Annotated in this window: 15 protein-coding genes; 8 read left to right on the top strand and 7 right to left on the bottom strand. The window is 61.4% G+C overall.

The window, feature by feature from the left end; all coding sequences use genetic code 11:
- From NKH63_RS13390 to NKH63_RS13380, 3 genes are all read right to left on the bottom strand, one after another.
- On the bottom strand, positions 1-1,008 hold the full coding sequence (locus NKH63_RS13390; protein ID WP_031194486.1) for an ABC transporter permease: 1,008 nt from the start codon (positions 1,006-1,008) through the stop codon (positions 1-3).
- A gap of 104 nt (positions 1,009-1,112) precedes the next feature.
- A complete protein-coding gene (locus tag NKH63_RS13385) occupies positions 1,113-3,197 on the bottom strand; it encodes an ABC transporter substrate-binding protein (RefSeq protein WP_023720678.1) in 2,085 nt (694 codons plus the stop codon).
- A gap of 122 nt (positions 3,198-3,319) precedes the next feature.
- Complete coding sequence (locus NKH63_RS13380; RefSeq protein WP_023720679.1) at positions 3,320-4,786, bottom strand: alpha-glucosidase/alpha-galactosidase; 1,467 nt, start codon at positions 4,784-4,786, stop codon at positions 3,320-3,322.
- A 277-nt stretch (positions 4,787-5,063) separates the two neighbouring features.
- Between NKH63_RS13380 and NKH63_RS13375 the strand changes: the two genes are divergently transcribed.
- The 6 genes from NKH63_RS13375 (at position 5,064) to NKH63_RS13350 (ending at position 10,152) form a co-directional block, all read left to right on the top strand.
- A complete protein-coding gene (locus tag NKH63_RS13375; protein WP_084642854.1) occupies positions 5,064-5,861 on the top strand; it encodes a helix-turn-helix domain-containing protein in 798 nt (265 codons plus the stop codon).
- A gap of 498 nt (positions 5,862-6,359) precedes the next feature.
- The gene (locus tag NKH63_RS13370) at positions 6,360-6,797 is read left to right on the top strand and encodes a CBS domain-containing protein (RefSeq protein WP_023720681.1); all 438 of its coding nucleotides are present in this window, start codon (positions 6,360-6,362) and stop codon (positions 6,795-6,797) included.
- Positions 6,798-6,910: 113 nt separating this feature from the next.
- Entirely contained in the window at positions 6,911-7,150 is a 240-nt protein-coding gene (locus tag NKH63_RS13365) for an alcohol dehydrogenase catalytic domain-containing protein (RefSeq protein WP_352484039.1), read from the top strand.
- A 126-nt stretch (positions 7,151-7,276) separates the two neighbouring features.
- On the top strand, positions 7,277-7,837 hold the full coding sequence (locus tag NKH63_RS13360; RefSeq protein WP_352484040.1) for an NADP-dependent oxidoreductase: 561 nt from the start codon (positions 7,277-7,279) through the stop codon (positions 7,835-7,837).
- A gap of 318 nt (positions 7,838-8,155) precedes the next feature.
- Positions 8,156-9,844, top strand: coding sequence for an FAD-dependent oxidoreductase (locus NKH63_RS13355; protein ID WP_352484041.1), 1,689 nt, complete (start codon positions 8,156-8,158; stop codon positions 9,842-9,844).
- Complete coding sequence (locus tag NKH63_RS13350) at positions 9,841-10,152, top strand: UBP-type zinc finger domain-containing protein (RefSeq protein ID WP_352484042.1); 312 nt, start codon at positions 9,841-9,843, stop codon at positions 10,150-10,152. Before NKH63_RS13355 ends, NKH63_RS13350 begins: the two co-directional genes overlap by 4 nt.
- A 20-nt stretch (positions 10,153-10,172) precedes the next feature.
- On the opposite strand, the gene NKH63_RS13345 is transcribed toward NKH63_RS13350, so the two are convergent.
- From NKH63_RS13345 to NKH63_RS13335, 3 genes are all read right to left on the bottom strand, one after another.
- Positions 10,173-11,342: a GNAT family N-acetyltransferase gene (locus tag NKH63_RS13345; RefSeq protein WP_352484043.1), complete on the bottom strand. Its 1,170-nt coding sequence runs from the start codon at positions 11,340-11,342 to the stop codon at positions 10,173-10,175.
- A complete protein-coding gene (locus NKH63_RS13340) occupies positions 11,339-12,334 on the bottom strand; it encodes a sterol desaturase family protein (RefSeq protein ID WP_023720687.1) in 996 nt (331 codons plus the stop codon). Before NKH63_RS13340 ends, NKH63_RS13345 begins: the two co-directional genes overlap by 4 nt.
- A gap of 199 nt (positions 12,335-12,533) precedes the next feature.
- Positions 12,534-14,462, bottom strand: a complete 1,929-nt coding sequence (locus NKH63_RS13335) for a heparinase II/III family protein (RefSeq protein WP_352484044.1) — start codon at positions 14,460-14,462, stop codon at positions 12,534-12,536.
- A 116-nt stretch (positions 14,463-14,578) separates the two neighbouring features.
- On the opposite strand from NKH63_RS13335, the gene NKH63_RS13330 reads away from it, so the two are divergent.
- Both NKH63_RS13330 and asnB read left to right on the top strand, forming a co-directional pair.
- On the top strand, positions 14,579-15,820 hold the full coding sequence (locus NKH63_RS13330) for a glycoside hydrolase family 5 protein (RefSeq protein ID WP_352484045.1): 1,242 nt from the start codon (positions 14,579-14,581) through the stop codon (positions 15,818-15,820).
- Positions 15,821-15,993: 173 nt separating this feature from the next.
- Positions 15,994-17,919: an asparagine synthase (glutamine-hydrolyzing) gene (asnB, locus tag NKH63_RS13325; RefSeq protein WP_352484046.1), complete on the top strand. Its 1,926-nt coding sequence runs from the start codon at positions 15,994-15,996 to the stop codon at positions 17,917-17,919.
- On the opposite strand, the gene NKH63_RS13320 is transcribed toward asnB, so the two are convergent.
- Positions 17,893-19,011: a glycosyltransferase family 4 protein gene (locus tag NKH63_RS13320; protein WP_352484047.1), complete on the bottom strand. Its 1,119-nt coding sequence runs from the start codon at positions 19,009-19,011 to the stop codon at positions 17,893-17,895. The two genes, asnB and NKH63_RS13320, sit on opposite strands and share 27 nt — an antisense overlap.
- Positions 19,012-19,081: the final 70 nt, after the last annotated feature.

The raw sequence follows: 19,081 nt of genomic DNA, 5'->3' as shown, positions 1-19,081 counted from the left end.
TCAGGACCCTGCATATTGGCGCACACGCGGATCGAGCATGACGAGCAGCATGTCGGCGATGATGTTGCCGACGATCAGCGTCGCCGACAGCACCATCATGAAGGTCGCCGTGACATAGACGTCGCCAACCGCCATCGAACCGACGATCGCCGGGCCGACGGTCGGCAGGGCAAAGATGATCGCAGTCTCGATCTCGCCGGTCAGCATATAGGGCAGCACCACGCCCTGATACATGACCAGCGGATGCAGCGCATTGGGCACCGCATGGCGCATCACGACCGCACCACCGCTGAGACCCTTGGCGCGAGCGGTTTCGACATATTGCGCGTTCAGCGTGTCGAGCAAATTGCCGCGCATCACCCGCATGTTGTAGGCGAGCCCGCCAAAGGTGGCGATGGCGACAACCGGCCAGACATGCCGGACGAGATCGACGAACTTCGCCCAGGACCACGGCGCCCCGCCAAATTGCGGCGAAAAGAAGCTGCCGATCTCGGACACATTGAACTGGAAGACCAGCAGGTAGACGATGATCAGCGCCATCAGGAAGCGCGGCACCGTCATGCCGAGGAAGGAAATCGCTGACAGCGTACTGTCGATCCAGCTGTACTGTCTGGTCGCCGCCCAGATGCCAAAGCCGATGCCCAGCACCGAAGCCAAGAGATGGCAGACAAGCGCAAGCAGCAGCGTGCGCGGCAGCCGCTCGCCCACCACGTCGGCGACGGGCTTGTTGTAATACAGGCTGTAGCCGAAGTCGCCGCGGGTGACGATGCCGGCGATCCAGTTCAGGTATTGGAGCGGAACCGGCTTATCGAGGCCATGCTCCACGCTATAAGCCTTCGCCTGCGCATCGGCCTCGGCAAAGGAGGCTCCACCCTGGTTGATGAGCTGCAAGCGGATGTAGTCGGCATAGTTGCCCGGCGGGGCCTGGATGATCGCGAAGGTAACCACGCTCAAAATGGCGAGAACCGGTAATGCGGATGCTATGCGCATAAGCAGAAATCGCAGCATCGGCCGTTTCTCTCCTCGCTCGGTTTCAGTTATCCCCTTGCCGCTGGCTTTGTCCCGGCCGCGCCAGCAGCGCGGCCGGGAATTTTCAAGTCAGGGGAGGAAACTCAGTTCGTCGGACCCTTGTCGCCGGGCTTTCCGGGAAGCTGTTCGGGGAACAGTTCATATTTCTGCTGCTTGTCGACAGCGACCCAGACCCTTTCACGAATGATCGAATCTTCGGCCCAGTTGAACATGAAGATCGGCGTTCCCTGCGGGATATTGGAGAAGCGGTTGTTGATGATCAGCGCGCCGGGATATTCGGTCAGCCCGACGGTATAGACGTGTTGCGTCGAGATCTTCTGGAACTGCTTCATCAGGCTGGCGCGCTCGTCGTTGTCCTGCGCCGAGACGAACTTGTTGACGATGTCGACGAGGTCCTTCTCGAACGGCATCAGATCGACCTGGCCGTTTTCCGGAGCGCGATGGTTCCAGCTTGTGCGTGGGCCGATCGGCGCCAGTTGCTCGGTGTTCTGTACGACCGAGGTGAGCTCCTCATCATTGCGCCTGACCATCCAATCGAAACGGCCAGAATACATGGACGCGTCGCGCTGGACGCCGTTCAACCCGTTCAGGACAACGCGAAGACCTAGCCTCTCCATCTGGCCGACGACGCCCTCCGCGAGGCTCTTGTCGGTGGTGTAGTCATTGTTGACGAGCATCACGATCTCGACATTCTTTCCGCCGGCGGTGCCGGCAGGAAAATTGACGAAGCCGTCGCCGTCGCTGTCCTTCAGGCCTGCCTTGGCGAGTTCCGCCTTGGCGCCTTCGAGATCGAAGGGGTAGTAGACCGTCGACTTCCGGTCGTAGAAGCTCGTACCCGAGGAGAAGCCGCCCGGATAGATGGCGGTGAACGGACCCTTGACCAGCGAGTCGCCGAGCGCCTTGCGGTCGAGCGCCATGGTAACGCCCTTGCGGAAATCCTCGTTGCGGTTCAGCTCGCGAACCGCCTGCCCACGCTCGTCGGGATTGCCCCAGCCGTTGGCGGAGAAGTTCATCCGCAGATTATAGCCGATCAGCCGCGGACCGAAGGCAAGCCGGGCCGGCGCGTCCTTTTGCGCCGCCCGCTTCAGCGAGGCGACGAAATTCTCCGGCTGCTCCAGATTGGAGATGTCGGCCGCCCCCGACACCGCCTGAACGTCGCGGTCGGCCCAGGTCGATAATTTGTAGTGCAGTTCATTGAGATACGGCAGTTGGTTGCCCTTCTCGTCGACCTTCCAATAGTACGGATTACGGCGCATGACGATGATGTCGTCGGGGCGGTATGCCACCGGCACCCAGGCACCCATCACGGGCATGTTCATATATTCCGGCGGGAACGCGTTCTTGAACTGCTCGTAAGTGTTCTTCGAGTATTTCGGATGCTGCGGCTTGAGGATGTGCGACGGTCCGGGGCAGAACTTGCCGTAAGCCATGGCGTAGAGGTGTTGCTTCGGAAAGGCGTCCTTGAAGGTCCACTCGACGGTGTAGTCGTCGATTTTCTTCAGCGTCGTGCCGACGCCGAAGGTCTCCTGCGTGGCGCCGTTCAGCGGCGAGACATTGGGGTCGATCACCTCGTCGTCCCAGTAGAACATCACATCGTCGGCGTTGAACGGAACGCCGTCCGACCATTTCGCGCCCTCGACCAGATGCATCGTCAGCGTGTGGCCGTCCTTCGACCAGTCCCAGCCCCTGGCGAGGTTCGGCAGCGGCTCGGTGTCCTTGGCTTCGACCTGGAAAAGCGGGGCCGTTCGCGTAAGGCATTCGGAGAGGCCGATGTCGATGCCGCCCCAGCCTTGCGTCTGCCCCGCGCCGTAGTTCCAGCCCTCCGGCCGGCCGCCGATGACATGGCGCATCGTGTCACCGTAGACGCCGACGCCGTCCGGCATGTTGCCGGTCTTGAAGACCAGCGGCTCCTTCGGGAGCCGGTCCTTGACCGGCGGCAGCTTGCCTGGCTTGACGTATTTGTCGGTGACCCAATCGGGTTCGTGGTATTCTGGAAGTGCCTTGAACTCCAGGATGGAGTCGCGCGCGACATATTTGATCTTTCCCTCGGCGGGAAATTGCGCGGGCACCGGCGGCACGGTCGGCTCGGATGCATATGCGCTCAGCGCCGAGGCCGAGACGCCAAGCGCCAGCCCTGCGAGAATGCCAATGTTTCGAAAATTCCTCATCGTCTCTCCTCCCTGTTGTTCAGGAGCGCGTTGACGCCGCTCCATTTCTCCTCGAACGCTATGCAGACGGTGCGGCGCCGAAAATCCCTCCGAAACTTTACCGCAATCCGTCCCGATGAAATTCAGACGGCCTGCTTGAGAGCCGTTTTTTCCGCACGCAATTCCTCGATCGAACGGACGTCGCGCCGTGCCGCACCGGCCCATTCTCGGGTCTTGACCCTGGATTTCGAAAGCCGTTCCTTCGCGGCCGGCACCGCATCGGCATATTGCGGCAGCCAGCGGGCCTGGGCGACGACCATCTCGTCCACCATTTGCCAAACCTCTTCCGGGGTCGAAACCGCGCCGACCAGTGGGTCGTGCAGGACCGCGAGCTTCAGCAGGTCGATATCGCCGGAGATTGCCGCATGAACCGACATGCGCTGGACGTTGATCGAGGAAATGCAAGTGGCGGCGCAGCCCTCCGGCAGCGTGATGCCGGCCACCATGTTGATACCGAAGCGATCGACGAAGCCGGGCGACTCGACGATCGCATCCTGCGGCAGGTTGGCGATGATGCCATTGTTCTTGACGTTGAAATGACCGCGATAAACGCGGTTCGTCTCCAGCGCCTCGAGAATATGGCTGGCATGCTCGTTGGAGCGCTTGGCAGGATCGATCGGCCTCGCGGCGGATTCCAGAAATTGCGGGAATTCGGTTTCGAACCAGTTGCGCGTTTCGGTCGAATAGCGAAGGTAGCCGCCGGTCTCGCCGTGGATCCAGTCGGACATGTCGATCCAGCGGGTGATTTCGTCCGGCCGCTTGCGGTACCAGGGCAGGTATTCGGAAAGATGGCCGTTGCTTTCGGTCGAATAAACGCCGAACCGCTTCAGGACGTCGATGCGCAGCTTTTCCTGTTGCGAATAGACCGGATGCGCCTCGAAGGCGGCAACCAGCTCGTCCTTACCGATCTTGCGGCCGTTGAGACGCAGGTCGATGAACCAGGTCTGGTGATTGATGCCGGAGCAGATGTAATCGAGTTCGGTGCGCGACTTGGCGCCGAGCACTTCGGCGATCTGGTCGGCGCCGTGCTGGACGCCGTGGCAGAGGCCGACGGTATCGACCTTGCCATATTCGATCGCCGCCCAGGTGTTCATGGCCATCGGGTTGGCATAGTTCAGGAATTTCGCCCCAGGCTCGGCGACTTCGAGGATATCCTTGCAGAAATCGAGGATCACCGGAATGTTGCGCTGGCCGTAGAGGATGCCGCCGGCGCAAATCGTGTCGCCGACGCATTGGTCGATGCCATACTTCAGCGGAATGCGGATGTCGTCGGCATAGGCTTCGAGACCGCCGACGCGAACGCAGCTGATGACGTAGCGGGCACCCTCGAGGGCAGCACGGCGGTCGGTCGTTGCTGTAACCCTGGTCGGCAGCCTGTTGAATTCGACGACCCTGTCGAGGATCGACTTGATCATCTGGAGATTGCGCTCGCTGAGATCGGTCAGCGCGAATTCGACATCCCTGAATTCAGGAACGCACAAAATGTCGGTGAAGAGCTTCTTGGTGAAGCCGACGCTTCCCGCACCGATGATAGCGATCTTGAAACTCATCAGTCTCACCTCGACCTGATCGAATGTTAGGGCAAAGGCGGCGAAAACAGGCCTGGCCCGCCTGCCATGGCGTGCAGGCTGGACTCCGGCGCTTCCTCCCGTCCGCTCTTTGACCGCGGTTTCTTTTGCTTTTCTCGAGGGATTATGCGCCTAATTCAGCACGCGACCAGAGAAGGATTATGCTTTTAGGGGTAATTTTGTGCTGCGGAACTTGATCGACGCCGGGCCGGCGGGCAGGACGGTATCGCTGCCGCGCGGCCGCCAGCGCCTGCACACCATGCCGACAAGCACGGGCTATGAAGTGCGCGAGAACGAGGTCTACGACTGGGATGGGCGCAGGCGCGGCCAGACGCCGTTTACCGTGCTCCAGCACACGATCAGCGGCATCGGCCGATTGCGCTACGAGAACCGGAACTACCGTCTGCAAAGGGGCGATACGTTGCTGGTTCTCGTGCCGCACAACCACCGTTACTGGCTGGCCAGGGGCGAACGCTGGGAATTCTTCTGGATATCGATGAACGGCGAGGAGGCACTGCGCATTCACAAGTCGATCCTTGCCGCCGTCGGTCCGGTGCTTCGGCTGAAGCCCTCGACGATCGATCATCTCGCGGATTGCAGCGTACGCCTGATCACAGGCGCGGTCTCGCCCGGAGCCGCCTCGGCTGTCGCCTATGAAGCCGCCATGGCGCTCTACGACGATGTCTTCGGCTCGCATGCCGTCACCGACGACAAGAGCGCCATGCAACCGGTCATCGATCACATCAAGGCTAATCTCGACAGGCCGCTCCGCGTTGCCGATCTCGCCGAGATCAGCGGCCTGAGCCGCGCGCATTTCTCGCGCTGCTTCGCCGAGAGTGAAGGTCTTCCGCCCGCCGAATTCGTGCTGCAGCAGCGACTGCAGCGCGCGGCGAAGTTGCTGACGAAGGCCGATTTCCTGCCGGTCAAGGAAGTCGCCATCATGTGCGGCTTCGAGGATGCCAATTATTTTTCGAAGGTCTTCCGCCGCCTCTACGGCATCAACCCGACGCAATTCCGCACCAACGGAATGTATGCCAGCCTGGGAACCGCCCGATAGATTCGCACCGCGCTTGGCGTCGGAATCGGGAACGCTTTTGCTTCCCCTTGGTTTAGGACAAGAGAGCCTGATCGCCGCTGCGACAACCCACTCTGAGCGGAGATCAGGCCACAGATGTCAGGGGAGTGATCGATGGACAATCCCGATCCGAACAACCCGAATCCACTGCCGGACAATCCCAATCCCGAGCCGGCCCGGCCGCCTGCCCCGCCGGAGACTCCGCCGGGAGAACCTCCAGGCGTACCCCCACCCTCGCCGGATCCAATTCCAATGCCGGACCAGGAGCCAATCGGGATTCCTCCTGGCACCCCTTCCGAAATTCCTTCGGAACCGACTTTTCCCGGGCCGACCGCCTGAAGGGCGGTCGGAGTGGAGGATGGCAAGGGTGATTTGGCGGAGCGCTCGAAACGGGTCTTGCCATGGAACGTTTTGCGCTGGCGCTCATTCACCCTTCCATCACGGAATTGGCGGCAGGGCCTGCAACCAACGGAGGTTAAAATGAAAGTTGGCAACTGCATGACAAAGGACGTCGAGATCGCCAGTCCGCAGCAAACCCTACGTGATGCGGCAGAAATGATGGGTCGCCTCGACGCCGGCGCGATGCCGGTGGGCGAGAACGACCGGCTCGTCGGCATGATAACCGATCGCGACATCGCAATCCGCGGCGTCGCCCAAGGCAAGACACCTGACGCCAAGGTACGGGAAGTGATGAGCACCGAGGTCAGGTATTGCTTCGACGACGAAGACGCGGAGGATGTTCTGCGCAACATGGCTGATCTGAAAGTGCGCCGGTTGCCGGTGCTTAATCGCGACAAGCGCCTGGTCGGCATCGTTTCGCTGGGCGACCTCGCCACCAACAGCGAGACGGCGACAGCCGGTGAAGCGCTAAGCGGCATCTCGCAACCCGGCGGCGAGCATTCGCAAACGATACACTGACGGCGCACCGTCGACCGGCCTTGCCACGACCGAACCGCCGGCCGGATAGACGCCAGCCTGCCGGTGAAACTGTTCAGAGGCGAACTGGACCGCAAACCGACGAGGAGCAAGCCATGATTACCATGAAGGCCGTCCGTATCCACGATTTTGGTGGACCGGAGGCTCTTTCGCTGGACGCGGTTCCGTTGCCTCAGCCGCATGACGACGAGGTCACGCTCAAGGTCTACGCGGCAAGCGTCAATCCCGTCGACTACAAGGTTCGCGAGGGCTCTTCGGGCGCGGATCTGCCCGTCACGCTCGGCCGTGACGTATCCGGCGTGGTGGAACTGTGCGGCACGCGGGCCATACGCTAAAGAAGGGCGATCCGCTATATGCCATGCTCGGCAACGACCGCGGCGGCAACGCCGAATATGTCGTCGTCAAGGCAACGGAGGCGGCGGCGAAGCCGCAACGCTTAAACCACGCCGAAAGCCGCCGCCGTGCCGCTTGCGGGCCTTACCGCGTGGCAAGGCCTTTTCGATCACGGCGGCCTCAAATCCGGGCAGCGGGTCCTCATCCATGGTGGCGCCGGCGGCGTCGGTCATCTGGCGGTGCAGTTTGCAAAGGTTGCGGGCGCCTTCGTCGCGACGACCGTTTCCGCGCAGGATTTCAATTTCGTCCGCGCGCTTGGCGCCGACCAGGCGGTCGACTACAAGAACCAGCGCTTCGAGGAGGTTGTCGAGGACGTCAACCTCGTCTTCGACCTAGTAGCAGGTGAAACACAGGACCGCTCGTGGGACGTGCTCAAACCCGGCGGCACGCTCGTCTCAACGCTTTCCGAACCGTCGGCGGAAAAGGCCCGCCAGCATCGGGCTCGCGGCGTCTCCTATCTGACCAAGCCGAACGCAGCACAGCTTGCCGAAATCAGCCGCCTCATCGACGCCGGGAAGGTCAGGCCGTTCGTGCAGGCAATCTATCCTCTCGAGGACGTCGCCAAAGCCGAGGAACGGCTCGAGAAGCAGCATACGCGCGGCAAGATCGTGCTTCAGGTAGCCGCCTAGCGGACGCAGGCCGTTTCTCCTGTTCAGAAGCCCGGCGGCCGAGAGTTTGACACAGGACGGCGCGCCGGGCCTGGCCGGCTTAGACAGGCGCCGGCCGAAGCAGCATGCGTCGGGTTTGCCGGAATACGCAAATCAAACAAATCAGGGAGATGCAACGGAATGTGAGGCACCTCGCGACGGCACCGGCGCACGGCCCGCTGTCAGTGAAATGCGAAGCGAAGGGGCGCAGCGTTTACCGACAGGCGGGTTAGGTTCCTACGGCCCGCAAGCCGCAAAAAACCGCTTCAATCTGTCGGACAGCGGCGATAGGCTCGAACCATGTCTCAATCTGCCAATCCGATCTCCATTGCCCGTCGCGATCAGATGTTTCCCGCGCTGGCTGAACCTGACCTGGACCGCATGGGCCGTTTCGGCGAAGCCGTGTCCTATGCTGCAGGCGAACAGATCGTCAAAGCCGGTGAGCTGGCGCCCGGTCTGATCGTGGTCCTGTCCGGCAAAGTGGATATAATCCAGGGCGGCAGCTTCGGCCGGCGCGAAACGATCGTCACGCACGGTGCGGGCAATTTCGTCGGCGAGCTGGCGCAGCTTTCAGCCCGGCCCTCACTGGTGGATGTGGAGGCGGTCGAGCCGGTCGAGGCGCTCGTCATCGCCTCGCAAAGGCTGCGGGACCTGATGGTACAGGAAGCAAACCTCGGCGAGCGCATCATGCGGGCGCTGATCCTGCGCCGTGTCGGCCTGCTCGAGAGCGGCACAGCCGGACCGATCATTGTCGGACCGGTCGACAGCGGTGACGTATTGCGGCTGCAAGGTTTCCTAGCCCGCAGCGGTCAGCCGCATCGGGTTCTCGATTCCGCTACCGATCCCTGCGCCAAGACGCTGATCGAACGCTTCCATGTCGATATCCACCATTTGCCGATCGTGCTCTGCCCGAACGGCAAGCTGCTGCTCAATCCCGGAGAGAACGAGCTCGCCCGCTGCATCGGCCTGGTGAGGCCGATCGACGCCGACAAGCTGTACGACGTGGCCATTGTCGGCGCCGGACCAGCCGGCCTCGCGGCGGCCGTCTATGCGGCTTCCGAAGGGCTGTCGACGATCGTGCTCGATTGCCGTGCCTTTGGTGGACAGGCGGGCGCCTCCTCGCGCATCGAGAACTATCTCGGCTTCCCGACCGGCATTTCGGGAATGGCGCTGATGGCGCGCGCTTACAATCAGGCGCAGAAATTCGGCGTCGAAATGGTGATACCGGACGAGGCGAAGCGGCTGGGCAGTGCAAGCGACACGCCGGGCGCCCATTACACGCTCGCCGTCGGCGGCGGGGAGACCGTGCGGGCACGGTCGGTGGTGATCGCCAGCGGAGCGCGCTATCGCCGCCTTGATATGGCAAACCTGGCGCAATTCGAGGGAACCTCCGTGCACTATTGGGCTTCGCCGATCGAAGCCCGGCTTTGCGCCGGGCAAGAGGTGGCCCTGGTCGGCGCCGGCAATTCGGCTGGCCAGGCTGCTGTTTATCTGGCGGCGCATGTGAAGAAGGTATGGCTGCTGGCGCGCGGCAGCAGCCTGGATGCGAGCATGTCGCGCTATCTGGTGGAGCGCGTCAGGGCACAGCCGAACATCGAGGTGCTGGCTGAGACGCAGATCACGGCGCTGGAAGGCGACGACGGCAATCTTGGCAATGTACGCTGGCGCAACCGCGACACGGAGACAGCACGTCCGATCCACCATCTCTTCCTGTTCATCGGCGCCGATCCGAACACCGATTGGCTGGCGCAATGCGGCTTGGCGTTGGACGCGAAGGGCTTCGTGCGCACTGGGCCGGACATTGGCCAAGCGGGTGCGCTGGAGACGAACCGCAGCGGCGTGTTCGCCATCGGCGACGTGCGCGCTGGCTCGATCAAGCGCGTCGCCGCTGCCGTCGGTGAAGGTGCCCAGGTGGTTGCGGCGCTGCATGCATATCTCGCGCAAGGCGGCAGTCTCGCCGTGGCGCCTCAACTGGCCAGGAGCGCATGATGGCGGACGAATGCAGGCATGCCGGGGACATTCGCGACGTGACGCCGAGCGCGCTCGGCTGCGAGGAATGCCTGAAGAGCGGTTCGCAGTGGGTGCATCTGCGGCTCTGCCGCACATGCGGCCATGTCGGCTGCTGCGACGACTCGCCCAACCGTCATGCCACCAAGCATTTTCGGGCAACCGGCCATCCCGTCATCGAAGGCTACGATCCGCCGGAAGGCTGGGGATGGTGCTACATCGACGATATCTTCCTCGACCTCGGCGACCGCACCACGCCGCAAAACGGTCCAATACCGCGCTTCATTTGAGCTTTTTTGCCAGCGTCCCGCTAGTCCAAGGCTGCTTCGGCTTGAGCGGGCGTATCGCGTCCCTCTGGTGGTGCCGATGACCGCTCGCGCATATGCCTGACGGTCTGGAGGACACGATCGGCAAGAGATGCAAGCGCGCCCTGTGCCGTGCGCGTCCCGATGACGGATTCCAGCGTAACCGCCTGCGTTGAGAATTTGTGTTTGAACGACTCTGCGCCACAGAGGAAATCGACCGTGCTCAAGCCGTGATCGATCGACCACTGCACGTAATCCATCAACAGGATCACACCCGGCGACGCCCGGCCGAAATCCGGATCGAACGTCGTCACGAAGGCCATCATCACGTCGTGCTGGACGAAGTTGATCGACACCGCGACCATCACGCCATTGCATTCGAGGACGAAGATATGCAGCACGCCGGCGCGCGCCAACGCATCGACGAGCGCGGCGAGTACCGGCACGCCCTCTTCGAAGAGGTCTGATTCACGCATGCGCTCGGTCAGCCATTTCCGCTTCAAGGCCGCGAGGCGCTCCAGTACCGGTTGCAGCGGCTCGTCGGGCGCAAGCAGGCGAAATCTCACCTCTCCGGTTTCTTCCAGCGCCTTGATGCCGCGCCGATAGTTCTGGCGCGTCTTTTTCGACTGGTCCGCCAACCATGCCGCTCCGCTTTCCCATTGTCCGGCAACGCGATAGCTGACTTCCGTTCGGTGAAAGTGACGAAGCCTGATGCCGCCGGAAGCTCCCGGCGTGAAAATTTTGCGGGCCGCCGCATCCGGCGAGAGACGACTGATCAAGGCAAGATCGAAGCCGCCTGCATCGCAGAGTTGGCTCCATAGCTCCTGCAACGCCGACAACGAGCATTCCGGAGCAACGAGAATATCCCCATAGTCGGTATAGCTGCCGGCCGCCCATTCGAGAAACCGCAGCCCCCTGCGCCTGCCGATCGCCAGCGGAACGACAGCAACGAGTCTCTCGCCCTTCCAGACCAGGCCGATCCGCAACGCGCGCTGGTCACGGCGTTGTACGGTACTCCACCATGCCGAAATCCAGGCATGGCTTTGAAAGATCAGCCCGTCGGTACGATGCCAAAGCTCCATCCAAGCGGCTTCGACCGCAGCCAGGCGATCCGCCGAACGGACGATTTCCAGGCGCTCCGCGCCTAGGACGTCGATGGAAACAGCGGTGTTCATGAAGGAGAACTGTCCTGTGGCTGCGCGACCACATTGGGCCGTCTGTGAAACAGTCGCATGACATGCCTTGCCATCTTCTTGAGCGGCAGGATGTAGAGCCCAAAGAGCGACTGGTAATCGCGCACATCGCGATCGACCAGGCCAAATTTCAGGTCTTCATCCGGCTCCGGGACAAATTGCGTTCCGAACAGACGATCCCAGAACGAAAAAAGCAGGCCGAAATTCTTATCGTAGTGACGCGGGTCGATGCTGTGATGCACCTGGTGCCAGTGCGGACACAGGATGATGTTGTTCAACGAGCCGAACGATATCTTGAGATGCGTATGGCGAACAAAGTCCATCATCAGGATGTTGCGGATGACGTAGACGTTGATGCCGAAGATAGCGATCTCTACCGGATCGAGTGCAATGAGGCTCCAGATGCCGAAGCAGATGCCCGGGATGACGCCATCCCACATACGGTTCATCAGATCGTCCAGCGGATGAACCCGGTCCTTGGTGATCCCCACCATCACCTCGGCCGAATGATGCACCTTGTGCAATTCCCACAGGAACGGAAAGCGGTGCTGGGCGACGTGGTAGAGGTAGTAGGAAATATCATAGGCGACCAGCATGGTTGCGGTGAAGATGACGATCGTCATCGGTCCCGCCGGGCCGCCGAGAAGCGGCGCGTGGATGTTAAGGAGCCAGCCGATTGCCTCGCGTGTGCCGTAGCCCACCGCGACGACGAAGGTGACGCCGGCAGGAATGAGCAGGAAAGGCATCATCGCCCGTTTCGTGATCCAGAACAGGGCGTCGGCTCGCGCCGACGGGTGCAGGATGACTTCCGCCGGGAAGGCGAAGTCGAAAAAGTCCCTGAGGGACTTATGTTCGGCAGTTCGCCAGTAGGCGATCACCGCGCTGCCCAGTGCGGTGAGGAGAAGCAGGCCGAGCGTGGTCAGATTGACGTTCGAAAGCTTTTCCACAATCGCTCTGGCAAATTCGGAAAACATCGTTGCAGCGGCTCCTGGGGCGAATTGCAAAGCACGAAATCCCCGCCACACCTGCTACGCCGCCTGCAACCAGTGGCTGTTGCGGGCGCAGCGGGCAAAGCAGGCTGGATGATGCGAGACTAGCAGATCAACGGTAACGAAACCGCTAAATGTCCAAACGTAATTAATGTCGAATACGGCTGGAACTCGCCCGGCAACTCTACGTTGGCGCCGGTTTTTGCCGTTGCGGCGGGTGAATTGGGGCAAGATGGATATGGATTCCAGCTTCGCCCACTTCACCGTGCCAGGCGAGGCGTTCGGCTTGCTGCCTGGTGCCAAAACGCAGTGAAACCCAACCGCCTTGCCCCGGCATGTCACCGCCGGCGCGGATATCGAGCGCGGCATCAGGAAAGCGGATGGCCAATAGCGCCTCGTCGCCGCGCAACACCGTGACCGTGTTTTCATGCCGGTCGGTATAGAGGCCGGCGGCCAGTTGGAAGACGATCTCGGACTGATGCTTGCCGCTGAGCAGTTGGTCGGTGATGAGGATGCCATCGGCCTGGCGCGCCAAAGTGCGCTGATGCATGACGCCGAAGCGGCTTCTATACCCGTCGTGCCGGCCACACAGCCTCCAGTGCGTTCCAGGCTCGCTGTCCACCAGCGTCGCAACTGCCTTGTGCGACCAGTTGAAATTCCCAGCGATGGTGCTTTGGTTTTTACCCTCGATGTTCAGCGTGTTGTGCGCCGGCGTGGAGCGGAACCAGTCGCGCCATGCGCCTCCCGAACCGTAGAGCCAGGTGCCCGGATCGACCAGCACCGGCTCACCGTCGATGCACAGGGTGAGCGACAGCGCGTCGGCATGGCCGTGCGCCGCTATCGAGAGATAGCCGAGCGGCCCATGGTCGAACGTCAGTTCGACATCGCGGCCATTCATTGCTCCGCGCCAGACGGAGAGCCCACCTCGCGCGAATGTCTGCAAGCCATGCACCGCCGGTGCCGGGCCCGACGGCGCACCAAAGAAAAGCGAACGAAAGTCGTCGGGCCCCGGCGCGTTGCCCGGCGTCCCCAGTAAGCTTTGGATGGCGGCCGCGACGGATCGGATATAGTTCGGCTCGTCCCCCAGCTTCAGCACGCGGCCCTCATCGTCGTCGCCGAAGCGGGCGGCTTTCAGTGGCAGCCAGCCGACGAAATTGGCGAAGGCACCCAGACGCGCTTCGACAGCGGGGGGAAACGGCGTTCCCGCCTGGCGTGCCGCGGCGGCGCACAGCAAGATGAGTTCGGCGCTGAAGGCTGCGTAGGTCGGCGTTTGCTCGGCACCGGCGCCGTCGGCGAGTATCTGCTTGTGCGTCTCATTCAGGAGGGCGCCGCGGGCGATTTCGGATTCGGCCCCGAGCGCCAGGCCGACCAGATATTCGCCAGCCAATTCTGCGACGAGATGGTTGTTGGCGGAGGAATATCGCGATGGAAACCGCGGCAGCCAATAGGCGCTTGCCGCGAGTATCTCACCGGCTTTCCGCAGGGTCGTCGGGTCAAGCCGGTCGCCAACGAGGTCCAGGGTGACGATCAGGCTGATGGCTCGCAGCGCTACCTCGATGCCAGACGCCCAGCCAATGCCTCGGAACGGCGGATTGGCGGAATGCCAACTGCCGATTGCCACCTCAATGGCCCTCCGGGACCGATTGTCCTCGCTGAGGAGCAGGTGTGCAGCCAGTGGCGGCAATTGCTGCAGCCGGTTGATTTCCCAGACATATTTTATATCGCCAAGGTCGCCGCCATGGCGAAAATCGATGTCGAAAGTATGAGCCTCGGAGCCAGGCCAAAGCCTGCCGGTCACCGGATCAAGACGCCAAAGCTCAGCAGGAAACAAAACATCGGGCTCGCGCTTTGGCCATGTCCGCCCGAGTGCCGAAAACCGGCCCTGAAGCGTCTCTTGCGCGGCCGCCGCTATGGCTTGCCGCTGAGCGTCGGTCGCTGCCAGCACAGCGTGGCGAAATCCCGGCAGCACCGGGTGCAACTGCGGCGATGGATAGCGCTCCCACCCATCATCGCGGCGGCGCGACGCGATCCTTCGACGTTGCTCGCTCAGCCGGTGCAACACCTCGGCCGGTCCCATGCTGCGCAATCGGTTGATGTACCAGCCGATTCTCATGCACGCCCCGTCAACGTTTCGGTCCTTGTATACCATGCCGTCGAAAAGCTGCGCGCCGGCAATCTTCTTTCCCGTTCGTTGCGGTTAATATCTCCGGCGACCATGCGGAGAGAGCGATGAGAAAAGCGGTGTGTGTTGTTGCCTGGGTGCTCGCCGTGGTTATGGCGGCCGAGGCAGCGCCCATCCCTCTCAAGCGCGGCGTTGGCGTGCATGAGTGGCTCAACTGGTCGCCGGTGGAGAAAGACGGAACCTACGTTTGGCCGCCCTATCGCAGCGAAAAGGAGTGGCTTGCGGGAAGCAGGCCGTTCACCGATTGGCCGGCCGGGGAGGTGTTTGCCCACATCCGATCGATGGGCTTCGACTTCGTCCGGCTGAGCGTCGATCCCGGCCCTCTGCTTGCCAGCGAGGGCGCCAGGCGGCAGCAGGCGCTGGACATACTTGCCGCCGCCGTCGAGCGGATCACGTCGACCGGCCTCAAGGTGGTTTTCGACCTGCATGGCGTCACTCAGGTTCCGGACTACAGCATGGAGATGATCTACGGCGGCGCCGACAGCGAGGGCGTTGCCGGCTACCGCCAGATGGTTGTGGCGGTCGCCGCCATGCTGGTCAAGATAGGCACCGACAAAGTCGCCCTCGAACCTTACAACGAGCCCGCATATTACCCTTGCGATCCAAGCGGCAGCGATGACTGGCAGCGGATCATGGCGGGGACCGTCCACGACATTCGAGCGGTCAGCAGCGAACTCACCATCGTTGCGACCGGCGCCTGCGGCGGCAGCATTGCCGGACTGGTCAACCTCAGCCCCGGCTTCGATGACCCAAACCTCTATTACAGCTTCCATATGTATGAGCCGCACAGCTTCACCCACCAGCGGCCCGATGACACAAACAGCTTTGTTTCGGGACTTCCCTGGCCTGCCGACAGCAGTACACCCGAAGTGGTGACCGAAACCCTTAGGGCGCGGATGGAAGCTGCCGGCTTGAGCAGGGTCGAGCAGATGATGAACATGGCCACCGCGCGCGAAGCAGTAGCGAAATATTTCGAGCAGAACTGGGGGCAGAGCCAACTCGAGACGAGCTTTCGTCAGGCCGTCGACTGGGCTGAAGGCCATGGCATTCCAAGCCGGCGGCTCTTCATGGGCGAATTCGGCGCTATCCTCATGTCAGCGGACGGCCGCATGGGCGCCTTCGAGGCCGACCGTTCGCGCTATCTCAAGGCGGTGCGCCGAGAGGCCGAACGCTTCGCGATCCCATGGTCTGTCTGGGAGTTCTCCAATCGCTATGGGATGAGCCTCATCCGGCCCGATGGCCCCCCGGTGCCCGACCCGGAGATGCTGCAGGCACTGGGCCTGCCCTAATTGCCGTCAGTTCTCGTCGCGGATGAGCAGCCGTCAACTTCGATCCTCTCAACGCCAGGTTGGATCGAGAACGGCCTGTGGCAGTTTTTCCCTCGCGGCTCGATCTGTTAGCCACGAAGTGTTTAATACATTTGTTGTACTGGAGTGAGGAATACGCGCGCCTAGGGGGAACAATGTGTGGAATTGCCGGGTGGATCGGCCGAAGGGCCGAGAATCCACAAGAGCGGGCCGCCAGAATGTCAAATGCATTGCGGCATCGCGGTCCCGATGCCGAAGGCATCGAGTTCTTGGACTTGAATACTGGCGAGGAACAATTGGCATTGGTCCATCGCCGCCTGGCGATTATTGACTTAGCGCCAGAGTCAAATCAGCCGATGCATATCGAGGACGGCCATCTCAGAATAATTTTCAACGGCGAAATATACAACTATATCGAGCTGCGCCAGGAACTGATCGGCCTCGGTCATCATTTTCGAACGCGCTCCGATACCGAGGTGCTGCTCAGAGCTTATGATCAGTGGCACTTGTCCATGTTCGAACGGTTGAGCGGCATGTTCGCTTTTGCGCTCTGGGATGCTCAGAGGCACGAATTGATCCTCGCCCGTGATCCGTTCGGCAAAAAGCCCCTTTACCTCATGCAGAGCGAAAAACTGCTGTCCTTTGCCTCAGAGATCAACGCGTTGTTGTCATCGCAGCCAAATGCGCAGCAACTCGATTTGGACGCTGTGCACGAGTACCTGCGCTGGCGTTACGTGCCTGGACCGCGCACGCTTTTTAAACAAATCCGCAAGCTCAACCCCGGAAGCTATGCCGTTTGGTCGCAAGGGACTGTGACGGAAACGCGCTATTATACGCCTCCAGATCAAACGGACCTGACCGAGGACATCGACCACGAAACCGCCAAGCGACGATTTCTGGAACTGCTCGACCATTCCGTCGAGATCAGAATGCGCAGCGATGCACCTTTCGGCGCCTTTCTCTCCGGAGGCCTCGACTCGTCAGCAATCGTCGCCCTGATGACCAAGCACAGCGACAAGCCCATTCGCACATTTTCGGTCGGTTTCAGCGAACCGGCCTATAGTGAACTTCCATTCGCCCGACGCGTCGCCGATCATTTCAAGACCGATCATTGCGAACTGGTCATAGAAGCGGACGACCTGATTGACCACCTGCCGAAGTTGATTCGCCATCTGGGGGCGCCTGTTTCACAAAGTTCGGACATTCCAATTTACCTGATGTCGGAGCGAGCCTCACAGGACGTCAAGATGGTGCTCACAGGGGAAGGGGCAGACGAGGTTCTCGGCGGGTATCCCAAACATCGCGCAGAGTCACTGGCTGGAATCTACCGGTCGCTCGTTCCAGCCTTGCTCCACAACAACCTCCTCGGCCCTTTGATACGTGCCATGCCTGGCGCATCGGCCAAGTTCGATACATTTGCCCGAAGCGCGGGTGAAAGGGACTTTGCCACCCGGATGATCTCCTGGTTTGGAGCCATGACAGAGCAGGAACACAGTCGCCTCATCGGTGCGCCGGCCAATTGCCGCAATGGACGCAACAACTTACCGTTTTCCTCAAGCGCGACAGCATCCCATCTTCGCCGCGCGCTATTTTTCGATCAGACATCGTGGTTGCCCGACAATCTCCTGGAACGAGGCGACCGGATGATGATGGCCGGTTCAATCGAAGGAAGAATGCCGTTCCTCGATCGCGATCTGGTTGCGTTCGTCAGCAAATTGCCCGATCGCTACAAGGTGGGTTGGCGGAAGGGTAAGCTGATCTTGCGCAGCAGCATGGCCAACATACTTCCGGAGGAAATTCTCAACCGCCGCAAGATCGGATTCAAGGTGCCCGTCGCCGAATGGTTTCGGGGGTCGATGAGGAACTACGTGCACGACCACCTTTGCTCGCCTAACTCCGTCATTCGCAGCTATTTGAGCCCGAAACAGCTTGATCAAATCGTCTCGGAACACACCACGGGTGCCGCAGACCACGAAAAGCTGATATGGGCGCTGTTGAATTTGGAGATATTCCACCGCGAATTCGGGCTTGAGGCGCCGCCGCGATCATCAGCCTCAGCGCTTGACCGGTTGACGGCTTGACGCCGCCGACCGCCAGACATCGCAGATTGCGCCGACAAACGGGGCGAGTTCAAGCCGTTCCCGATGCACGGCCATGGCACCGGCACCAAGCCTCGCCCTCAGTGCTGGGCTCTCCACGAGGCGGCCCAGCGCGTCGGTCAACGCAGTAACATCGCCTGGCGGCACCAGCAGCCCGGATTGCCCGTCGGTAATTATGTCTTCGACCGCGCCAACCGGGGTTGCCACCACCGCCAAACCGGCTGCCATGCCTTCGATCACCGACATAGGCAGGTTTTCGGCGAAGGAGGGAAGAACCAGAATATCCGCGAAAGAGATCAGCGACGCGACATCGTCGGGTCCCACCCAACCCGGAAAGGCGATCCGGTCTGCGATCCCCAGCCCGGCCGATTTTGCCCGTGCCGCATCGATTTCGCCATCGCCGGCAATCGTGGCGCGCCAGTTCTTGACGGGGTTCATGCGATGCAGCGCGTCCAACAATTGCGGTACGCCCTTGCGGTCGCCGATACGACCCAGGAACAGGATATGCACGTGGCCGCCGCCACCGACATGCGCCAGCGACGGGACTTCGGTCGCATTGGGCACGATCACGATATTGCCGGCAGCGCCTGGCGCCCGGTTGGCGACGAAATCGCGCCAAAGCCTGCCCAAAACGATCACCCGATCGGCATGCTCGAACAGAGCTTTGATACGGCGGCTTATGAACCCGTGATCGTCTTTCCAGAATGTCTGATACTGCGCCCCGTGCAAATGCAGGATATAGGGTATCGACAGCAGCCGTGCGCAGGCGGCGATCACCATCTTGCGATAGGTGCTGCCGGAGACTGAGATGTTGATATGAACGACATCGGCGCGTCCAGCCAGACGCGCTTTAAGCATCCGTAAGCAAAAGCCGAGCATATAGAAGATCGAAAGTCCGACATGCCCCGAGCCACGACTGGCAAGGAAGCGCACATCGATGTCGGTGACTTCTTGCCGTTCGAACTCCTGCTTCAGCGCCCCCATGATGCGGTCGATGCCGCCCTGGCCCGAAACGCCCGACGGCGTCGCGACCAGGACATGTATTTTTCGATCGGATATGAGGCGCTGCAACATGATGGTACTCTAAATAACACAGACCGGGTAACTGCAAAGCAAACGTTCCCGATAAGGTTTACGGCAAATC

Origin of the sequence: Mesorhizobium sp. M0960 (assembly GCF_040319055.1) — a bacterium.
GTDB lineage: Bacteria > Pseudomonadota > Alphaproteobacteria > Rhizobiales > Rhizobiaceae > Mesorhizobium.
The sequence above is the reverse complement of the archived record's forward strand: the minus strand, read 5'-3'. Positions and strand labels throughout refer to the sequence as shown.

What these genes read in the sequence shown, in the direction of transcription:
- NKH63_RS13335 (WP_352484044.1), bottom strand. Translation starts at nt 14,462, where the DNA reads ATGAGAATCGGCTGGTACATCAACCGATTGCGCAGCATGGGACCGGCC.
- NKH63_RS13390 (WP_031194486.1), bottom strand. Translation starts at nt 1,008, where the DNA reads ATGCTGCGATTTCTGCTTATGCGCATAGCATCCGCATTACCGGTTCTC.
- NKH63_RS13350 (WP_352484042.1), top strand. Translation starts at nt 9,841, where the DNA reads ATGATGGCGGACGAATGCAGGCATGCCGGGGACATTCGCGACGTGACG.
- NKH63_RS13365 (WP_352484039.1), top strand. Translation starts at nt 6,911, where the DNA reads ATGATTACCATGAAGGCCGTCCGTATCCACGATTTTGGTGGACCGGAG.
- NKH63_RS13340 (WP_023720687.1), bottom strand. Translation starts at nt 12,334, where the DNA reads ATGTTTTCCGAATTTGCCAGAGCGATTGTGGAAAAGCTTTCGAACGTC.
- NKH63_RS13375 (WP_084642854.1), top strand. Translation starts at nt 5,064, where the DNA reads ATGCCGACAAGCACGGGCTATGAAGTGCGCGAGAACGAGGTCTACGAC.
- NKH63_RS13355 (WP_352484041.1), top strand. Translation starts at nt 8,156, where the DNA reads ATGTCTCAATCTGCCAATCCGATCTCCATTGCCCGTCGCGATCAGATG.
- NKH63_RS13320 (WP_352484047.1), bottom strand. Translation starts at nt 19,011, where the DNA reads ATGTTGCAGCGCCTCATATCCGATCGAAAAATACATGTCCTGGTCGCG.
- NKH63_RS13385 (WP_023720678.1), bottom strand. Translation starts at nt 3,197, where the DNA reads ATGAGGAATTTTCGAAACATTGGCATTCTCGCAGGGCTGGCGCTTGGC.
- NKH63_RS13345 (WP_352484043.1), bottom strand. Translation starts at nt 11,342, where the DNA reads ATGAACACCGCTGTTTCCATCGACGTCCTAGGCGCGGAGCGCCTGGAA.
- NKH63_RS13330 (WP_352484045.1), top strand. Translation starts at nt 14,579, where the DNA reads ATGAGAAAAGCGGTGTGTGTTGTTGCCTGGGTGCTCGCCGTGGTTATG.
- asnB (WP_352484046.1), top strand. Translation starts at nt 15,994, where the DNA reads ATGTGTGGAATTGCCGGGTGGATCGGCCGAAGGGCCGAGAATCCACAA.
- NKH63_RS13380 (WP_023720679.1), bottom strand. Translation starts at nt 4,786, where the DNA reads ATGAGTTTCAAGATCGCTATCATCGGTGCGGGAAGCGTCGGCTTCACC.
- NKH63_RS13370 (WP_023720681.1), top strand. Translation starts at nt 6,360, where the DNA reads ATGAAAGTTGGCAACTGCATGACAAAGGACGTCGAGATCGCCAGTCCG.